The 15,017-nt window shown below is 68.1% G+C and carries 16 protein-coding genes; 12 read left to right on the top strand and 4 right to left on the bottom strand.

What is annotated here, in order from left to right; translation table 11 throughout:
- Positions 1–18: 18 nt before the first annotated feature.
- Positions 19–453, bottom strand: coding sequence for a hypothetical protein (locus J2W68_RS10940; RefSeq protein ID WP_310235726.1), 435 nt, complete (start codon positions 451–453; stop codon positions 19–21).
- Between the two features lie 12 nt (positions 454–465).
- Positions 466–1,566 carry a DNA/RNA non-specific endonuclease gene (locus J2W68_RS10935; protein ID WP_310235723.1) on the bottom strand — a complete coding sequence of 367 codons (1,101 nt, stop codon included), beginning with the start codon at positions 1,564–1,566 and terminating at the stop codon, positions 466–468.
- A gap of 154 nt (positions 1,567–1,720) precedes the next feature.
- Between J2W68_RS10935 and J2W68_RS10930 the strand changes: the two genes are divergently transcribed.
- From J2W68_RS10930 to J2W68_RS10880, 11 genes are all read left to right on the top strand, one after another.
- Positions 1,721–2,038 carry a hypothetical protein gene (locus J2W68_RS10930; protein WP_310235720.1) on the top strand — a complete coding sequence of 106 codons (318 nt, stop codon included), beginning with the start codon at positions 1,721–1,723 and terminating at the stop codon, positions 2,036–2,038.
- A gap of 37 nt (positions 2,039–2,075) precedes the next feature.
- Positions 2,076–2,915 carry a diaminopimelate epimerase gene (gene dapF, locus J2W68_RS10925; RefSeq protein ID WP_310235716.1) on the top strand — a complete coding sequence of 280 codons (840 nt, stop codon included), beginning with the start codon at positions 2,076–2,078 and terminating at the stop codon, positions 2,913–2,915.
- Positions 2,915–3,592 (top strand): DUF484 family protein, encoded by a 678-nt coding sequence (locus J2W68_RS10920; RefSeq protein WP_310235713.1) that lies wholly within the window; start codon positions 2,915–2,917, stop codon positions 3,590–3,592. The genes dapF and J2W68_RS10920 overlap by 1 nt, the downstream gene beginning before the upstream one ends.
- A gap of 10 nt (positions 3,593–3,602) precedes the next feature.
- A complete protein-coding gene (gene xerC / locus J2W68_RS10915; protein ID WP_310235710.1) occupies positions 3,603–4,487 on the top strand; it encodes a tyrosine recombinase XerC in 885 nt (294 codons plus the stop codon).
- Positions 4,488–4,515: 28 nt separating this feature from the next.
- Positions 4,516–5,667, top strand: a complete 1,152-nt coding sequence (locus J2W68_RS10910; RefSeq protein ID WP_310235708.1) for a hypothetical protein — start codon at positions 4,516–4,518, stop codon at positions 5,665–5,667.
- A gap of 500 nt (positions 5,668–6,167) precedes the next feature.
- Positions 6,168–6,722 (top strand): ATP-dependent protease subunit HslV, encoded by a 555-nt coding sequence (hslV, locus tag J2W68_RS10905; RefSeq protein ID WP_159680638.1) that lies wholly within the window; start codon positions 6,168–6,170, stop codon positions 6,720–6,722.
- Positions 6,723–6,822: 100 nt separating this feature from the next.
- On the top strand, positions 6,823–8,208 hold the full coding sequence (gene hslU, locus J2W68_RS10900) for an ATP-dependent protease ATPase subunit HslU (protein ID WP_310235706.1): 1,386 nt from the start codon (positions 6,823–6,825) through the stop codon (positions 8,206–8,208).
- A complete protein-coding gene (locus J2W68_RS10895; RefSeq protein WP_310235704.1) occupies positions 8,208–9,410 on the top strand; it encodes a DUF1176 domain-containing protein in 1,203 nt (400 codons plus the stop codon). The genes hslU and J2W68_RS10895 overlap by 1 nt, the downstream gene beginning before the upstream one ends.
- Before the next feature lie 51 nt (positions 9,411–9,461).
- Positions 9,462–9,905 (top strand): hypothetical protein, encoded by a 444-nt coding sequence (locus J2W68_RS10890; RefSeq protein WP_310235703.1) that lies wholly within the window; start codon positions 9,462–9,464, stop codon positions 9,903–9,905.
- Between the two features lie 86 nt (positions 9,906–9,991).
- On the top strand, positions 9,992–10,348 hold the full coding sequence (locus tag J2W68_RS10885) for a type II toxin-antitoxin system prevent-host-death family antitoxin (RefSeq protein ID WP_310235701.1): 357 nt from the start codon (positions 9,992–9,994) through the stop codon (positions 10,346–10,348).
- Between the two features lie 2 nt (positions 10,349–10,350).
- Positions 10,351–10,983, top strand: coding sequence for an AAA family ATPase (locus tag J2W68_RS10880; protein WP_310235699.1), 633 nt, complete (start codon positions 10,351–10,353; stop codon positions 10,981–10,983).
- 255 nt (positions 10,984–11,238) lie between these two features.
- On the opposite strand, the gene J2W68_RS10875 is transcribed toward J2W68_RS10880, so the two are convergent.
- Positions 11,239–12,366 (bottom strand): HlyD family secretion protein, encoded by a 1,128-nt coding sequence (locus tag J2W68_RS10875; protein WP_310235697.1) that lies wholly within the window; start codon positions 12,364–12,366, stop codon positions 11,239–11,241.
- A complete protein-coding gene (locus J2W68_RS10870; protein ID WP_310235695.1) occupies positions 12,363–14,054 on the bottom strand; it encodes an MFS transporter in 1,692 nt (563 codons plus the stop codon). Before J2W68_RS10870 ends, J2W68_RS10875 begins: the two co-directional genes overlap by 4 nt.
- A 205-nt stretch (positions 14,055–14,259) precedes the next feature.
- On the opposite strand from J2W68_RS10870, the gene J2W68_RS10865 reads away from it, so the two are divergent.
- Positions 14,260–15,003: a hypothetical protein gene (locus tag J2W68_RS10865; RefSeq protein ID WP_310235693.1), complete on the top strand. Its 744-nt coding sequence runs from the start codon at positions 14,260–14,262 to the stop codon at positions 15,001–15,003.
- The last annotated feature ends 14 nt before the right edge of the window (positions 15,004–15,017 follow it).

The raw sequence follows: 15,017 nt of genomic DNA, 5'->3' as shown, positions 1-15,017 counted from the left end.
GCGCGCTCCTACATGGCTCTACGGCGTGCCGGTCTCGGCCTTGTAGCGCTCGAGATAATCGCGGTAGCGCGTGTCGTTGAGGTTGCCCGACAGGCGATACGGCGCGGTGTAGGCGAACTGGAAGTCGTACTGGCCGTCGCGTTCGACCACCAGCGTGCTCGTGGTCCAGTCCTGGCCCTTCTGCGCGTGCATGATCCGGCCGATCTGCGCGAAGCCGGCCTTGGCTTCGGGCGACAGGCGGAATGCGACCTTTTCCAGCGGACCGTCGCCCTCGCGTGCGATCGCGAACGAGATGCTGCTGGTACGCGGCGCGCCGCCATCTTCGGACAGCGATTCGAAATCGACCACGAGGCGCAGCCAGTCGCGCGCGCCCCATTCGCCGTCGTTCACATCACGGACGCTCGCCGCGACGGCACGCACGGTGTCGGCATAGGCGGCATTGAGATCATCCATGGCGTAGTCGCATCACTTGTTGGGGAAGGTCTGGTCGATCCAGTCGCCGCCATCCACGCGGTATTCCGCAACGAAGGTGTCGGGGCGGTTGCTGGTATTGCCCGGATTGTATTGGGGCGATACCCGCATATCCACCTCGTGCCCGTCGCCGGCGAGCCGCGCGAGTTCGTTCTCGAATCGCTTGTACTCGCCGTTGTTGAGGTTCGGCAGGCCATCGCCGATCGGCTTGCCGTTGCCCGGCACCACGTTCAGCCGATTGGTCGGCCCGGCGAGACGGTCGGCGATGATGTGGAAGCCGACGTCGGTGTCCCGGCCTTCGTTGCCGATGTCGCGCTGCAGACCGGCATCGTTGCGGCCGATGGGTTCCAGATCCACGCGGCCTTCGGCGCGGATCACGCGCGCCTGGTCGTCGGTGGTCCAGCGGTAGTTGCCGAATTCGTAGACAGCGTCGGGACGCGCGGCATTGGCGGCGAGGTTGAAGTCGTCCATCGACTCGAACGCCAGCACCGGACGCCCGCCGACGGTGCGGCCGGTCTCGGCTTCGGCGAGGATGTCGCCCAGGTCCGCCTCGTCGGCGCCGCGTGCGGCGGTTGTACGGCCCGCGTCGCCCAGATCATCCGTGCGCTCGGCGACGCGCGCGGCGTCGGCAACCGTGTCGGCAGCATCGGCCGCCTTCGCGCCCTTGGCCGCCTTGTCGGCGCCCTTGGTGCCGACCACGGCCAGCACCAGTTCGGTCGCACCGCGGCCGATGGCTTCGCCGTAGTTGCCGGCCTGCCAGTCGGCCTGGATCGGATCGACCACTGCGTCGACCAGCAGTCCCGGATTGCGGGCGAGTGTGGACACGACCTCGGCAGCGGCTTCCATGCGCTCGCCGCCGCGTGCGGCCGACGGCAGCCAGTCCGGCGCATCGAGGGTGTCGCCTGTAGCGTGTTCGTACAGGCCGGTGACGCCGTCCACGGCCAGGCCGGCGGGGCTCAGGTCGTAGCTGGCCTTCAGCGCGCTGCCACCGAGGTTGACCACACCTTCGCCCGTCTCCCACAACACCTCACCGGCGCCTTTGAAGACGCCGCCTACCTGGGACGCAGCGTTGCCCAGCCCATCGAGAATGCCCATCGTGCGGTCCTGTCGGCGCGGATTGGCCAAAGTCTGGGCGGGCCGGCGGCCCCGGACAATCTGGGGCCGACCCTTGGTGCGCAGTCATCGTGCTGTCATCTGAACGGCAACGCCGGTGATGTCGCCCGCCACGCGGCGGGCTACACTTCCGCCCATGCATACCCGTCTTCTGCCGATCCTCGCCGCCACGCTGTTGTTGTCCGCCTGCGGCAACAAGGCCGACCTCCTGTCGCCCCGCCAGGTGCCGCCGGAAGACCGCGGCCGCTATATCTTCAAATCCTCGATTCCGACCCAGGAACAGCTCGACGCCGAAGAGGACGCGGCATGGGAAGACGAGGCCGGCGAAGACAGCAGCGACGACGGCATGACTGACGACGCGACTGATGATGCGACGGACGATGCGACCGGCACGCCGCCTGCGCAGCCGGTGCCGCTGATCCTCGACGTGCCGCCGGCCACCGGAACGCCGTGATCCGTCGCGACATCCGTTTGCACCGCTGTCTTATCTGATGTCCCGGACCGCCTCCCCGCTGCGCTTCACCAAGATGCATGGCGCCGGCAACGACTTCGTCGTGCTGGACCTGCGCGGCGAGGTGCCGCCGCCCGATGCCGCGCTGTGCCGCGCGCTGGCCGATCGCCACACCGGCGTCGGCTGCGACCAGATCCTCACCGTCGAGACCCCGCGCGTTGCCGGCGTGCTCGCGCGTTACCGCATCTGGAACGCCGACGGCTCGGCCTCGCAGCAATGCGGCAACGGCGCGCGCTGCGTGGCGGCGTGGCTGGTGCGCGACGGCGTGGGCGGAGACGACTTCGTGCTCGAAAGCCCGGCCGGTCTGCATCGTGTGACCCGCGAGGGCGCCGGCTACCGCATCGCGATGGGCGTTCCCGAATTCCTGCCGGCGCGCATTCCGATGGCCGGTGTCGATGCAGTGCAACCGCTGTATACGCTGCCGGTCGACGGCGTCGGCACGCTCGCGTTCGGCGCAGCGTCGATGGGCAATCCGCACGCGGTGATCGAAGTCGACGATGTCGACGTCGCGGATGTGGCGCGCATCGGGCGCGCGCTGCAGGCGTCGTCGTGGTTTCCCGAATCGGTCAATGTCGGCTTCGCCCAGGTCGTCGCGGATGACCGCATCCGCTTGCGCGTGTTCGAGCGCGGCGTCGGCGAGACGCTGGCCTGCGGCAGTGGGGCCTGCGCGGCGGTTGCGGTGCTCGCGCGCCGTGGTCGCACAGGGCGCAGCGTCGCCGTATCGTTGCCCGGCGGCACGCTGCATATCGACTGGCCGGCCGACGACGTCGCCCTGTCGATGGCCGGGCCGGCCGCATTCGTTTTTGAAGGGGAATTGTGATGAGCGAAACGACCGAGAAACTCGGCGCACACGAAGTCGCCATGTGGCTGCGTCGTCACCCGAGCTTCCTGCAGCAGTTCCCGGATCTGGCACTCACCCTTGTGGTGCCGCGAGAGGACGGCCCGGCCGCATCGCTGGCGAGCTACCAGCTCGAAGTGCTGCGCGACAAGAACCGCGAATTGTCCAAGCGTCTGCGCGATCTCTTCGCGATCTCGCAGGAAAACGAGCGCCTCGCCGTGCGCACGCATCAGCTCACGCTGGCGTTGATGCGCCAGTCCGATCCGGCGGCCACGGTGCGCGCGCTCGCCGCGACGCTGGCCGAGGACTTCAACGGCGATCTGGTGCGCATCGTGCTGTTCGCGCCGGTGCCGGGACTGGAGGAAGACTGGGTGCAGGTCGTCGCGCGCGATGACCGTGCGCTACAGCCCTTCGCCGATTGCCTCAAGGATGAAGAGCCACTGTGCGGCCGTCTGCATCCCGACAAGCAGTCGCTGCTGTACGGACCGCGCGTCGACGAAGTGCATTCGAGTGCGCTGCTGCCGCTGGCCGACATCGGCCTGGTCGCGGTCGGCAGCCGCGACGCCAACCGCTTCTATCCCGGCATGGGCACGCTGTTCCTGCGCATGATGGGCGAGGCGTTCGCGACTGCGATGCGACGGTTCGACACCGCCGCCTGAGCGCACCCGCATGCACGCCGACGTCGACGCGTTCCTCGACCATCTGCAGATCGAGCGGCGGATGTCGGTGCACACGCTCGACGCCTATCGCCGCGATCTGACCGCGCTGGTCGACTGGGCCGACGCGCAGGCGCGCGGCGATCTGCGCGGACTGCATGGTGAGGACATCCGTGCCTTCATCGCCGCCGGCCATCGCGGGGGGCTGTCGCCCAAGAGCCTGCAGCGACGCTTGTCGGCCTGCCGGAGCTTCTATCAATGGCTGCTCAAGCACGGTCACGTCAGCGCCAATCCTGCTGCCGGCGTGCGTGGCCCGAAGGCGCCGCGCAAGCTGCCGCAGGTATTGGATGTCGACGAAGCCACGCAACTGGTCGAGGTGCCGGTCGACGCGCCGCTGGGCCTGCGCGACCGTGCGCTGCTGGAACTGTTCTATTCGTCCGGCCTGCGCCTGTCGGAGCTGGTCGGCCTGCGCTGGCGCGACCTGGATTTCGACGGCGGCCTGGTGACCGTGCTCGGCAAGGGCAGCCGCCAGCGCAGCGTGCCGGTGGGCAGTCATGCGCTGCGCGCGTTGACCGAGTGGCGCACCGAGAGTGGCGGCACGTCGGCGACACCGGTGTTCCCCGGTCGCGGTGGCGCGCCGATCACCCCGCGCGCGGTGCAGCTGCGCTTGCGCTTGCTCGCGCAGCGCCAGGGTCTGTTCAAGCGCGTGCATCCGCATCTGCTGCGCCATTCGTTCGCGAGCCACGTGCTCGAATCGTCGGGCGATCTGCGCGGCGTACAGGAACTGCTGGGCCACGCCGACATCGCGACCACCCAGATCTACACCCATCTCGATTTCCAGCATCTGGCCAAGGTCTACGACGCTGCGCATCCGCGGGCGAAACGACGCAAGGCCTGATCGCTCATGCTTCATGGAGGAAGCCGAAATGCCGATATCCCCAACCGCAGCGCTGCGGGTCGCGTTTCTGATGATCGTCGCGTGCGCAACTGCGACAGCAGCCGAACCACCGTCCGACTGGTACAAGCGTCTGCAGGAGAATCGCCCGCTTGCCGCATTGCACGGTGTGCGGCAGATGCCGGGGATGGATCAGGTGGCGGCGCAGATCGGCGTGTTCGTCGGTGACGAGACAGGGGGCTGCACCCTGTTCGGCAGGCTTGCGTTTCCCGAAGACGCCGAGTATCGCGATGCACTCGACACCATCACGGAGGCCGCATCCGGGCGCCGGGTGGTGATGCTCAACGAATCGCATTTCCGCACGGTGCATCGCGCCTTCCTGCTGCGTGTGATCGAACGCCTGCATGCGCAGGGTTTCGATGCGCTGGCCGCCGAGACCTTGAACAGCAGGGCACCTTCGCAACTCCGGAACGGCCCGGTGGATGTGGACACCGGCTTCTACACGCCGGACCCCGTGTTCGCCGCTGCGATGCGTCGCGCACAGGGGCTGGGCTGGGACTTCGTCCACTACGAGGCGATGCGCGACAACGATCGCGCCGCGCGCGAGGCGGGGCAGGCGCGCAATCTCGCCGACTGGCTCGAACGCAATCCCGAGCGTCGCCTGCTGGTGTATGCCGGTGGCTCCCACATCTCCAAAGTGGCCGACGACGGCTGGATGGCCGCGCGCTTCATCGCGGACACGGGCATCGACCCGCTGACGATCCAGCAGTCCGCGACGGCCTGTCCGGAGACTGCGGGCGAATGGCCGGTCCAGTCGGCATCGGCTCTAGTCGCGTTCCGCGCTGGCGTGCCGATGCGCGGTTCGGGACATGCCGATCTGATGGTCTTGCATCCACCCGCAGCAGTCGACGACGCGAAGTCGGTACTGGGCGCGCCGACGCGGATCTGCATCGCGCCGACGAAGACTGAAACCTTGTTGCGCGCGTTCTCGCCGGGCGATCCAGCGCTTGCGATCGCGCGCGACCAGGTGCGCGTTCCGAAGGGTGCCCGCTCGGCGTTGCTGTGGCTGACGCCCGGCCGCTATCGCATTGAACGTGAGCACCTCGACGGTCGACAGACACTCGGCTACACGGTAGTGCCCGGGGGCGCCGCTCAATCCTGTCTGTCTCCCGTCGGCGGCTGATTCGGCGTGGGGGTACGCCGCCTGTACATCTATCTGAGCCGTCCTACGAACCTGCGCATTGTGATGGGCCTCGCGATGTCGGTCTATTTGTAGAAGCATGCTCGGCATGCTGGCCGCGTCTTTCGCCGCTGCCCTCCGGCGTGGCGCCGGTGTCGACCGCGCTGCAAGCGGGGGTGATCGCATTGCGGGCGTGGAACGTGTGGTGTCGTTGCCGCGCGGCAGCGGTTCATGCAAGCGGCGGTGGGCGATGGGCGAGGTGTCGAGCGTGCTCGTGGTGCAGCGCCTCGTTGGCGGGCAAGTTCACCTACGCGAAGGCGGCGAGTGCGAACGCGATGGCGATCGTCATTTCAGGCATCACAACCGTGCTGGGCGTGCGCGGGACCCCGGCGCGACCGCCACGTGTGCGGGCCTGCGGCCGACGCGACGCAATGACGCAGCCCCGGATGCCTTGATCCGCGTGGCCGCGGCCCCATCCAGTGGATTCGATCCTTGGAGGCCGCATGGACCCCAGCCAGAATCCCAACGTATTCCACGCCACGACCATCGTGTCGATCCGCAAGGGCGGCAAGGTGGTCGTCGCTGGCGACGGCCAGGTCACGCTCGGCCACACCATCATGAAAGGCAACGCACGCAAGGTGCGTCGCCTGGGCGAAGGCGGCAAGGTGCTTGCCGGATTCGCCGGCGCCGCGGCTGATGCGTTCACCCTATTTGAGCTCTTCGAAGGCAAGTTGCAGCAGCACGGTGGACAGCTGGTGCGCGCCGCGGTCGAGCTGGTCAAGGACTGGCGCACCGACCGCCGTTACGGAAAGCTCGAAGCGCTGCTCGCGGTCGCCGATGCGGAGACCTCGCTGATCATCAGCGGCAACGGCGACATCATCGAGCCCGACGACGGCATCATCGCGATCGGTTCCGGTGGCTCCTACGCCCTGTCGGCCGCGCGCGCACTGCTTGCGCACACCGAACTCGATGCGCGCACGGTGGCGGTCGAGTCGCTCAACATCGCCGGCGACATCTGTATCTATACCAATCGCAACGTGGTGGTCGAAGAACTCTGAGGCGGGATTGGGGATTCGGGATAGGGGATTCGCAACCGCCGATCCCGTCCGCGGATCCCGAGTCGCGCGACCCTCCGCCCTTACGAAACCAGAATCCCCTATGTCCAATTCCAGCTCTTCCTCCATGACCCCGCGCGAGATCGTGCAGGAACTCGACCGCCACATCGTCGGCCAGAACGCCGCCAAGCGTGCGGTCGCGATCGCGTTGCGCAACCGCTGGCGCCGCGCGCAGCTCGACGACGATCTGCGCAACGAGGTCATGCCCAAGAACATCCTGATGATCGGCCCGACCGGCGTCGGCAAGACCGAGATCGCGCGCCGTCTGGCGACGCTGGCCAACGCACCATTCGTCAAGGTCGAGGCGACGCGCTTCACGGAAGTGGGCTACGTCGGCAAGGACGTCGAGCAGATCATCCGCGACCTCGCCGACACCGCGGTCAAGCTCTACCGCGAACAGGCCAAGGTGCGCGTGCGCACGCAGGCCGAGGAGCGCGCCGAAGACCGCATCCTCGATGCGCTGTTGCCGAAGCGCGAGACGCCGCAGCCCGCGTTCGGTTTCGGCGCGCAAAGCGCGACCGTCGACATTGGCGCCGAACCGTCGTCGAAGGAATCCGAGACGCGGCAGAAGCTGCGCCGCCAGCTGCGCGCCGGTGAGCTCGACGATCGCGAGATCGAACTCGAACTCAGCGCGGGGCAGGGCATGGACATCATGACCCCGCCCGGCATGGAAGAAATGGGCCAGCAGCTGCGGCAGATGTTCGCCAACCTCGGCGGCGGCAAGACCCACAAGCGCAAGCTCACCATCCGCGCCGCGCGTCCGCAGCTGATCGAGGAAGAAGCCGGCAAGCTGGTCAACGAGGATGATGTGCGCGAGGCCGCGATCGAAGCCTGCGAGCAGCACGGCATCGTCTTCATCGACGAAATCGACAAGGTCGCCAAGCGCAGCGAGGGCGGCGCGAGCGGCGCCGATGTCAGCCGCGAAGGCGTGCAGCGTGATCTGCTGCCGCTGGTCGAAGGCAGCACGGTCAGCACCAAGTACGGCTCGGTGAAGACCGACCACATCCTCTTCATCGCCTCGGGCGCGTTCCACCTCGCCAAGCCCAGTGACCTGATTCCCGAGATGCAGGGCCGCTTCCCGATCCGCGTCGAACTGACCGCGCTGACCAAGGACGATTTCGTCCGCATCCTCACCGAGCCCAAGGCCGCGCTGACCACGCAGTACGTGGAACTGCTCAAGACGGAAGGCGTCGGCCTGACGTTCGCGCCGGATGCGGTGGAGCGGCTTGCCGAGATCGCCGCGCACGTCAACGAGCGGCAGGAGAACATCGGTGCGCGTCGCCTGCACACCGTGCTCGAGCGCCTGCTCGATTCGCTGAGCTTCGAGGCGCCCGACAAGGGCGGCACGGTGCGCATCGACCGCGCGTATGTCGACCAGCAACTGGGCGATCTGGTGCAGGACCAGGACCTGAGCCGCTACATCCTCTGATGTCGAACGCTGCGGGCAAGACAGTTGTTCTGGTAGGTCTGCTGGCCTCGTTGGCTGCGTGCACACAGCGCGATGCGGCGGCGCCGGGATCCGCCGCCGAGCCCGTGACGGCACCGGACTCCGACGCGGCGTCTTCCGTAGATGCGTCCGACTTGCAGGCCGCGCCGCCCGGCAGACCGACCGCGCCGGTCTACCGCACCTTCCGCGATGTCGTGGTGGCCTGCGATAACATCCGCCGCTGCGCCGCGATCGGCGTCAACGACAGCGCGTCGGGCCTGGTGCTGTTGCTGGTCCGCGATGCGGGCGCCGACGGCGCGCAGGCGCTGCTGTTGCGCGCGCCGGGGTCCGACCTCGATGTGTCCACGCTGCGACTGGATGATGTCGCCTCGCCCGCGATTGCCGGATTGCCGTGGCAGCGCGACGCAGGCGAATCCGCAGCGTTGCGCATCAAGGATCCGGCGGCGATCGCGCGCTTCATCGATCTGGTGCGCGATGGCGCGCGTCTGGGCGACAACCAGGCGCGCAGCGTGTCGCTGTCGGGTTTCAACGCTGCGTTGCTCTACATCGACGACCATCAGCAGCGACTCGACACGCCCGATGCGTGGGCGCGACGTGGCGAGCGGGATGCCGCGGCCGTCCCCGACGCGCCGGCGCTGCCCGTTCTCGCACCCACCGTATCGAAGCCGCCTGCGCTGCCCGAAGCCGCCGCCACGCGCCTGATGCGCAGCGTGCGTGATACGCAGACCGCCGCGCTCCGCGTGCACGAATGCAACGATGCGGGCGGCGATTTCGATGTGTCGCAACAGGACGCCGCCTATCCGCTCGATGCGGATCATGCGCTGGTCTTCATCACCTGCTACAGCGGCGCCTATCAAAGCTCGAGTCTGGTGTTCCGCGCGTCGCGCGACGGCAGCGAGGTGGTGGCTCTGACGCTGCCGGCGCCCAAGCTCTCCGACGACAGCGTCAATGTGAGCGAAGATTTCGACCTGCTGGTCAGCCCGGGCTTTGATTCGGCTACCGGCACGCTGACCCAGTTCGCCAAGGGCCGCGGCATCGGTGATTGCGGCTATGAGGCGGCCTGGCAGTTCGACGGGCAGGCGTTCCAGCTCTCGCACTACGCCGAGATGCAGCAGTGTGGTGGTTTGGCCGCCGACGACTGGCCGGTGCTGTGGCGCGTGGCCGACCCTGCCCACGTGCCTTGAGCCCGTCGGGCGACGTTGCCACAATCGCCCGCCCTGTCCGGTGCGTTGCCCATGTCCGTCCTGCTTCGACTCGTCGCGATCCTGCAGATCGCCGGTGGTTTCTACGGCCTCGCCAGCACGCTGATGCGGCTGGCTTCCGGCGGCGCCGGTGGCGGCGCGGTACTGGTGCTGGTGATCGGCTTGCTGCTGTCGACGTTCGCGATGATCGCCGGCGTGCTGCTGCTGGAAGGCGACGCGCTCGGCGAGCGTCTGTCGCGGATCGCGTTGGCCCTGCAGATTCCGGTCATCGCCACGCCGTGGCTGAGCTACGCCTGGCATGCCGGCGCGACCGTGCCGCTGCAGTTCCGGTTCGGGCGCAACGTGGTGCTCGACCTCGACTGGGCAGTGCCCTCGGAAGCGTTCCGGCTGGCGCTCGCCGGTCCCTCGACCGCGATCCTGGGCGTGAACCTGCTCGCCCTGGGATTGTGGCTGGTGCTGCGCTTCGCCCGCCGCTGAGCCGGACCGGAATGCCTGGCGGGATACAAAAGGGAAAATAGGCCAATTGGGGTATATTGCCCATACCCGCCGCAGGAGCGACCGCGATGACGATGTCCCTCAAGCTCGATGCCCTCGATGCGCTGCCGCGCACGCCGGCCTCCGACGTCAAGAAACTCGGCTGGCGCGGCGTGATGAAGACCATCGCCCGCGGCGGCAAGGTTGTCGTGACCAATCACAACACGCCCGAGGCGGTGATCCTCTCGGCCGAAGAGTACAGCGCGATCCTGCAGGCGCTCGACGCGGCCGGTGCGGCCCAGCGTTCGGCGCTCGACACCCTGCGCACGCGTTTCGACGCGCGTCTGGCCGCGCTGCAGGCCGATGACGCCGGCGCGCGCCTGCGCGCTGCGATGCGCGGCCCTGCGCGGCTGCGTGGCAAGGTCAAGGCCGGCGCGACCTGCTGAACGTGGCGCGTCCGGTCCTCTACGTGCTGGCCGGCGTCAACGGCGCCGGCAAGAGTTCGGTCGGCGGCCATCTGCTCGAACGCGCCGGCATGACGTGGTTCAACCCGGACACCTTCGCGCGCGAACTGGCCGCGGCGACCACCTGCACGATGACCGAAGCGAATGCGGAAGCCTGGCAGGAAGGCATGCGCCGGCTTGATGTCGCATTGGCCAAGGGTCACGATTACGCATTCGAAACCACGCTCGGCGGCAACACCGTGCCGGCGCGCATCGCCGAGGCCACGCGCACGCACGATGTGCTGATGTGGTTCTGCGGTCTGTCGTCCGCCGAGCAGCACATCGCGCGCGTGCAGGCACGGGTCGCGGTCGGCGGGCACGATATTCCCGAAGCCAGCATCCGCGCACGCTGGACCCGCGCCCGCGAAAACCTGATCGCGCTGATGCCGGTGCTCGCGCAGCTGCAGGTCTACGACAACAGCGTCGACGTCGCGCGCGGCAAAGCAGTGCCGGATCCGGTGCTGCTGCTGGAGGTGATCGACGGCGCGCTGGTGGTGCCGGATGCGGATGATCTGGAGGCGCTGGCGAAGACGCCGGAGTGGGCGAAGCCGGTGCTGGAAGCGGCGTTGGGTTTCTAGGGCGGCTTGGATGCCGCGTCCTCTGGCTACCCGTCGCCCCTCGGACCCCGTCATTCCGGCGAAAGCCGGGCTTCCAACGGACGCATGTCCGGTCATCCAGTGTCTTACTGGAACCGAGGCCAATATCGATGGCATGACGCGAGTCGCGCTGAAGTCACTGGATGACCAACGCCTCGCGTTGTTTAGAAGCGCCTCCGGCCTGACCGGACATGCGTCCGTTGAAAGCCGCCGGAATGACGAGCAAGAGCGATAGCCTCAACGCGCGGGAGACGTCGGCGCATCGGCGGCGTCTTCCCGCACCACCGCCCCCGTATCCACACTCACTTCCACCGACATGCCCGGCCGCAGCCGCGCCGCCAGCGGCTGATCGCGGTCCACCGCGATCCGCACCGGAATCCGCTGCGCGATCTTGACGAAGTTGCCGGTCGCGTTGTCCGCGGGCAACACGCTGAACTCCGAACCGGTCGCCGGTGAAATGCGTTCGACGCGACCGGTCAACCGCGCGCCACCGAGCGCGTCGACAGTGAAGCTCGCCGGCTGGCCGACGCGCATGTCGACCATCTGCGTTTCCTTCATGTTCGCCAGTACCCAGACATCCGCCGGCACCACGGCCATCAGCTGCGTGCCGGCGTTGACCAGTGCGCCCTGGCGCACGGTGACCTGGCCGAGCAGGCCGTCGTCGGGCGCCGTGATGCGTGTGTTGTCGAGATCGATCTTCGCCAGCCGCACCGCGGCTTCGGCGCTGGCGACCGCCGCCTCCAGACTCTCGCGATTGACATCGACGCTGCGCGCGTCCTGCTCGGAGATGTCGAGCGATGCACGGGCCTGCGCTGCAGATGCACGCGCCTGCGCATTGCTGGCACGGGCGAGATCGCGGTCGTGTTCGGAGATCAGTTGTTGCGCGGCCAGCTCTTCGATGCGGCGCAGATCGATCGCGGCGACGTCCGACTGCGCACGCGTCGCGGCGATGTCGGCCGCGCTGCGGGTGATGCCGGCTTCGGCGCTGCGGCGCGACTGCGTGGCGTTCGCCAGTGCTGCTTGCTGCACGCGCAGATTGGCCTGCGCCTGTTCGAAGCGCTGGCGATAGATACGGTCATCGATCATCACGAGCAGCTGGCCGCGTTTTACTGGCTCGAAATCCTGCACGGCGACCTCGGTGACGTAACCCGAGACCTGCGGCGCGATCAACGTGACGCGGCCGCGCACAGTCGCGTTTTCGGTGCTTTGTACGCTGCTGCCGAACGGCGGCAGGCGCCAGGCATACAGCACCAGCAGTACGCCGGTCAGCGCGACTGCGGCGAACGCGGCGATCTGCAGCACGCGACGGCGACGCGGCGGCGCGGCCGGCTGTTCGGGTGGTGGCGACGGGGCGGGTGCGCTCATGCGGACTCCGGTGCGGAAGAAGGCGGTGGTGCGGGCGTCGCCGGCGTGGCGCGCAGACGCGCCCAGACCCGTGACGCGATGATCCACAACAGCGTGCAGAACGCGATGAAGGCGATCAGCAGGAAGACATCGTTGTAGGCCAGCACATTGGCCTCGCGCGTGGCCGCGCTGCCGAGCGCGCGTACCGCGAGTGCGTTGCGCTGCGCGGGATCGGCAATGGTCGCGGCGTAGCCGTTCGCGGTGGCCTGCACGCGCGCGGCGACCAGCGGATCGAGCAGCGTCAGGTGCTCGGTCAGCACGCTGGAATGGAACTTCTCGCGCATGGTCTGGAATGTGCCCAGCAGCGCCGAGCCCAGCAGGCCGCCGAGATTCTGGGTCATGCCGAACAGCACGACGAAGCTGATCAGGTTGCGCGGCTGGCTGATCACCGGGCCGATGCCGGCGATCAGCATCGGCCCGAGGAAGAACGTGCTGCCGAACGCGAGCAGGAACTGGCTCACGTACATCTGTTCGGGCCGGGTGACGTTGCTGGCCTGCGCGTCCATCAGCGCGCCGGTCATCATCAGCGCGAGTGAGATCAGCACCGGTTGCCAGGTCTTCGCCGGATCGATCGTCAACGCGCTGGTCGCCAGCCCGGCAACGCTGCCGACCAGCACGATCACGAACAGCGTGCGCATCTGTTCGTTGCCCAGACCCAGCGCCTGCAGAAACCCGACCGCGCCGGTCGCCTGTTCCGACAGCACGATCCGGATCAGCACGATCGCCAGCGCCAGCCGCAGCATCGGACCGGTCGCGAGCCAGCGCGTATTGAGAAGCGGCCGCGCGCGGAAATGTTCGATCGCGATCGCCGCCGTCACCAGCACCACCGATGCGGACAGCGCCCAGCCCAGCCACGCGGTTTCCGTCCACCACGCCAGGCGCCCTTGCGCGAGCACTGCGGTCAGCAGCGCGATGCCGGGTGCGAACAGCCCGAAGGTCACGAAGTCCAGCGGTTCGAAGGCCTTGTGGCGATCACCCGGCGGCAGCTTCAGCAGCAATACGCCGCCGAGTGCGACCAGCGCCAGCCCGAGTTCGAACATGTACAGCCCGCGCCATTCGCCGAACTCCAGCAGATCGGTCGAGAACACCCGCGCCAGCGGCAACGCGAGCTGCCCGATGCCGAGGCCGATTACCAGACCGCGCAGGCGATGCTTCTGCGGAAACGCCTGCAGCATGTAGTACAAGCCCAGCGTGTTGAGCGCCGCGCCGGCGATGCCATGACCGGCGCGCACCGCGATCGCCGAGCCCAGATCGTTGACGAACAGATGCGCCAGCGTGATCAGCGCATAGAGAATCAGGAACGCCTCGGTGAACAGCCGCAGGCCGAACTGCTGGCGGAACTTCACCAGCAGGATGTTCATCGACACGTTGGTCATCACGTAGGCCGCCGGCAGCCATGCGATCTCCGATGCGTACGCGCCGAGCGCGCCCTGCAGGTTGACCAGGTTCGCGGTGACCAATGCATTGCCGAGGCCACCGGTGATCGCGACGATGAACCCGACAAGGCCGAACGCAATGCGCCGTCGCGTGGAGTGCAGCGGCGTCGAGGGCGAGCCCGGCATCATCGGCCGCTCGTGCGGCGCCCACTCGCGTGGGGCATAGCGGTCGGCGCGCACGACGGCCTGGTCCGGAACCGCGGAGGGCGGCATGGAGGGCGGCGGGCTCGACATGGCACCAGTCTGGGCGGGGCCTCGAAGGCGAGCAAGCCGCCCACGCGGCATGCAGCGTTGTGGCGGCGCCGGCCGCGGATTTCACGGAGCGATGACGTCAACAGGAAGCGCGGACGACGCCACGCCGGTCACAACGCGCGCGTCGCCCGCGTCTTGTCCATACATTCCAAGCTGGAGCGCGCCAATGTTGTACACCCCTGTTTCCAGTGCCGGATCCCACCATTGGCCGCTGCGCCGCCTGGGCGACTGGCTGACCGACGCCTGGCGCCTGTTCCGCGGCGCGCCGATCCGCCTGTATGCGCTGGCGGTGCTGCCGATGCTGGTCGAGATTGTCTTGCAGGTCGGTGTGCCGCGTGCAGGCGTCGTGCTGTCGAAGCTGGTGGTGCCGGTGTTCTCGGCATGGGCCGTGCTGATGGCGCACGGGGTGATCACGCGTCAACGTGCCGATGCGGCAGGCGCGCTACGCGCGCTGTGGCGGATCCGCCGGTCGCTGCCGGGGCTCGTCCTGCTGAGCGCGGCAGTGTTTGCATTCCAGTGGCTGGTGCTGCTTCTGCTCGCCGGGCCTGCCGGCGCGATGGCGCTCATCGCCCCCGATCCGGCGAATCTCACGTCGCTGACCCGACTGGACGGGGCGATCAGCATTGCGTCCGGGGCGATACCGGCCGTCGCATTGCTGTTCTTCGCCGGCAGCCGGATCGTGCTGGACGGCGTGCCGGTGTTCACCGCCATCGGCGAGAACCTGCGGCTGCTGCGGCGCAATCCGGCGCCGCTGTTTGGCTGGATGATCGCCAACGTCGGCCTGCTGCTGGGCCTGGCCTATCAGCCCTGGATCCTGCCGCTGTTGCTGCCGCTGGGGCTGGTTGCCTACGCCGCATGGCGCGACGTGTTCGGCGCGACGGCCGCTGCAGCCGGCGTCATGCACGACTGACGCAAGTATCCACG

Origin of the sequence: Luteimonas terrae, from assembly GCF_031457535.1 — a bacterium.
GTDB classification, from domain to species: Bacteria; Pseudomonadota; Gammaproteobacteria; order Xanthomonadales; family Xanthomonadaceae; genus Luteimonas; species Luteimonas terrae_A.
The sequence above is the reverse complement of the archived record's forward strand: the minus strand, read 5'-3'. Positions and strand labels throughout refer to the sequence as shown.